Origin of the sequence: Cellulophaga sp., assembly GCF_039943695.1 — a bacterium.
Classification (GTDB): Bacteria; Bacteroidota; Bacteroidia; order Flavobacteriales; family Flavobacteriaceae; genus Cellulophaga.
On the sequence record NZ_JBDVAA010000086.1, the window covers coordinates 1 to 2,714 of the forward strand.

Annotated in this window: 3 protein-coding genes; all 3 read right to left on the reverse strand. The window is 34.0% G+C overall.

Annotated features, from left to right (window positions below):
- Positions 1-49 precede the first annotated feature (49 nt).
- Positions 50-691, reverse strand: a complete 642-nt coding sequence (locus tag ABJD66_RS05840; RefSeq protein WP_100895874.1) for a DUF937 domain-containing protein — start codon at positions 689-691, stop codon at positions 50-52.
- Between the two features lie 82 nt (positions 692-773).
- Positions 774-1,727, reverse strand: coding sequence for an NAD(P)-dependent oxidoreductase (locus ABJD66_RS05845; RefSeq protein WP_348129266.1), 954 nt, complete (start codon positions 1,725-1,727; stop codon positions 774-776).
- Positions 1,728-1,753: 26 nt separating this feature from the next.
- Positions 1,754-2,714: 3-phosphoserine/phosphohydroxythreonine transaminase (serC, locus tag ABJD66_RS05850; RefSeq protein ID WP_348129269.1), on the reverse strand; the 961-nt coding region annotated here is incomplete at its 5' end.

Genomic DNA, 2,714 nt, shown 5'->3' on the forward strand with positions numbered 1-2,714 from the left:
AAGCCACTTGATTTTTTCAAGTGGCTTATATATGTTTGTTAAAGTGTGCTTATTTTCCGAAAAGTCCGCCTAAAAGACCTCCAATCCCAGAACCTCCACTTTTGTTTCCGCCAAGAACCATACCTGCAACATCATCTAAAATGCTACCATCTCCGTCAGAATCTAAAAAAGACTCAATTAAAGATTGTTCTTTATTGCTGTTTTCATCACCTCCTAGTAAACCTCCTAAAAGATTTCCTATACCGTTAGACTCAACAACATTTTCATTTCTTGCTTGTTTACCTAAAACGCCCATTAAAAGTGGTGCAGCAACTTTTAAAATAGTAGCAACAGTATCAGAACTTACACCAGCTTTTTGACTTAGTGCATTTTCTACCTGTGGTTGTTTTGCTCCTAATACGTGATTTAAAATTCCCTGACCATCGTTCATAACGTTGTCATCTACACCTCCGCCAAATAAACCACCTAGGTTGTCTAAAATGCTACCATCATGCTTGTTTGTTAAAGCACTCATAAGTCCTTGAGCACCTTCTGGAGTAGCTGTGTTTTTTTTCATTGCACCCATTAATAAAGGTAGTGCCATACTTAGTACACCTGCTGTTTTTTGCTCAGATTCTCCTGCTTGACCTGCAACACCTTTTATAATTTGTGAACCTATTGGGCTATTTAATAAATCTAATAATCCTGACATCTGTTTTGTTTAGTTAATGTTTAATAATGCTTCAATTTACAAAAAAAAAGAATGATATTATAGAATAACCGATAATCTGCAATTATTTAAGCAAAGTAGTAATTTGTGAGGCTAATTCTTCACCAATTCTGTCTTGTGCTTCTTTAGTTGCTGCCCCAATATGCGGAGTTAAAGAAATTTTTGGATGCATTAATATTCTAATCTCAGGATTTGGTTCGGACTCATACACATCTAAACCAGCAAAAGCTACTTTATTTTCTTCTAAAGCATCAACTAAGGCAACTTCATCTAAAGCACCACCACGAGCAGCGTTAATAATACCAACTCCATCTTTCATTTTGTCAAAATCACTATCACCAATAGTATATCCTTTTTGTGCAGGAACGTGAATAGTAATAAAGTCAGCTTCTTTTAAAAGCGTGTCTTTGGTAGTGTTTTTAAAGTTAAAAGAAACCGATTGTCCATCAAAAAAAGGAACAGAAACAGTAGCTTCTTCTACTTCTGTATCATGGTAAATAACCTTCATACCTACACCAAGTGCAATTTGTGCAGTAGCCTGACCAATTTTACCAAAACCAATAATACCAATGGTTTTTCCTCTTAACTCAACACCTTTAGCATAGGCTTTTTTAAGCTGTTTAAATTTACTATCTCCTTCTAAAGGCATAATACGGTTGGCATCATACAAATAACGAACACCATTATATAAATGAGCAAATACAAGTTCTGCAACAGAGGCAGAAGAAGCTGCAGGTGTATTAATAACGTGTAGTCCTTTTTCTTTGGCGTAAACTACGTCAATATTGTCCATACCAACACCACCACGACCAATTAACTCTAAAGTAGGGCAGTTGTCTATAATATCTTTACCTACTTGTGTAGCGCTACGCACTAACAAACCTGCAATTTTATTTTCGTTTATGTAATTAGCAAGCTGTTCTTGTGCAACATTGGTTGTAACTACTGTAAAACCAGCTTTTTCTAATGCGTCTATACCATTTTGAGATATACCGTCGTTTGCTAATATTTTTTTCATACTTAATCTTAATTATTTATAACAGCTTATGCGTTTCTTTCTAAGTCGCTCATAACATCTACAAGTGCACCAACACTATCTAATGATAATGCATTGTACATAGAAGCTCTATAGCCACCAACAGATCTGTGACCGTTAATACCGTTAATGCCTGCTTCTTTACACATTGCATCAAAAGAATCTTTTAGTTTTTCATCAGTTAAAGTAAAAGTAGCATTCATATTAGAACGGTCTGCTTTGTCTGCGTATCCTTTAAATAATGGGTTTAAATCTATTTCTGAGTATAATAACTGTGCTTTTTTATTATTTATTTCTTCAATAGCATCAATACCTCCAAGGTCTTTAAGCCATTGCATAGTTAGCATAGATGTGTAAACAGCAAAAACAGGAGGAGTGTTAAACATACTGTCTTTACTAATATGTACTTGGTAGTTTAACATAGAAGGTATTTGTCTTGTTACTTTACCAAGAATATCTTCTTTAACAACAACTAGAGTTGTGCCAGCCGGACCCATATTTTTTTGTGCACCAGCGTAGATTAAATCAAATTGAGAAAAATCTAATTTACGAGAAAATATATCAGAGCTCATATCGCAAACCATTGGAATTTTAGTTTTAGGAAACTCTTTAATTTGTGTTCCAAAAATGGTATTGTTAGAGGTAAGGTGAAAATAATCTAAATCTGCAGGAACCATATAGTTTTTTGGTATGTAGTTAAAGTTTTTATCTTTAGATGATCTTACTTCAACTATTTCTCCAAATAATTTTGCTTCTTTAATAGCTTTGTCACTCCAAGTACCTGTATTTAAATACCCTGCTTTTGTTTCTAATAAATTATAAGCTGTCATTAAAAACTGCATACTTGCACCACCTTGTAAAAACAATGCTTTATATCCTTTATCTGTAAGGCCTAAATGTTCTAAAGCTAAAGATTGAGCTGTTTCCATAACAGCTACAAAATCTTTACTGCGGTGAGATATTTCTATT

What these genes read in the sequence shown, in the direction of transcription:
- ABJD66_RS05840 (WP_100895874.1), bottom strand. Translation starts at nt 691, where the DNA reads ATGTCAGGATTATTAGATTTATTAAATAGCCCAATAGGTTCACAAATT.
- ABJD66_RS05845 (WP_348129266.1), bottom strand. Translation starts at nt 1,727, where the DNA reads ATGAAAAAAATATTAGCAAACGACGGTATATCTCAAAATGGTATAGAC.